We start from the raw sequence: 688 nt of genomic DNA on the forward strand, positions 1-688 counted from the left end.
GGCTGCGCTGAACTGGTGACCAGTGCATATCGAAAATCGTTTTTTAGCGCACCGGGCACGCCCGCTTTGGCCAGTGTGCGCGCAGGTAACGTAATTGGCGGGGGCGATTGGGCTGAAGATAGGTTGATCCCCGACATTTTGAAAGCCTTTGAAAATAAGCAGCCTGTGGTAATTCGCAACCCACATGCTACCCGGCCATGGCAGCATGTCCTCGAGCCGCTGCATGGCTATTTCATCTTGGCTGAGCACCTGTACAACGATGACAAAAAACAGTTTTCAGAAGGCTGGAATTTCGGCCCGATTGAAGATGATGCAAAACCAGTTCAGTGGATTGTTGAACGATTGGTAAAGAATTGGGGCAACGGCGCAAGCTGGCAGCTGGATGGCGGCGAACACCCCCACGAGGCCAATTACCTGAAGCTAGATATTTCTAAAGTTAAAAAACATTTGGGCTGGTACCCACGCTGGAGCTTGAACACAGCGCTGGACAAAATTATTGAATGGCACAAGGCATGGCTTCAAGGTGAAAGCATGAAGCAGGTATGCCTTCAACAAATTCAAGAATATTCACAACGCCCAACAGCATGCAGTAAAGGAATTGCACAATGAACGAGCCAGTTACATTTCATAAAACCAATCCGGAAGCGCTGCGCGCGCAAATTGCAGAACTGGTTCAGCAGTATGCCGA

Annotated in this window: 1 protein-coding gene; it reads left to right on the forward strand. The window is 49.6% G+C overall.

Annotated elements, in window-relative coordinates:
* Positions 1-609, forward strand: a 609-nt coding sequence (locus AC01FP_RS18445) for a CDP-glucose 4,6-dehydratase (protein WP_474482315.1), incomplete at its 5' end; no start/stop codon positions are given.
* Positions 610-688 lie beyond the last annotated feature (79 nt).

This window comes from Cyanobium sp. NIVA-CYA 375 (genome assembly GCF_056108345.1).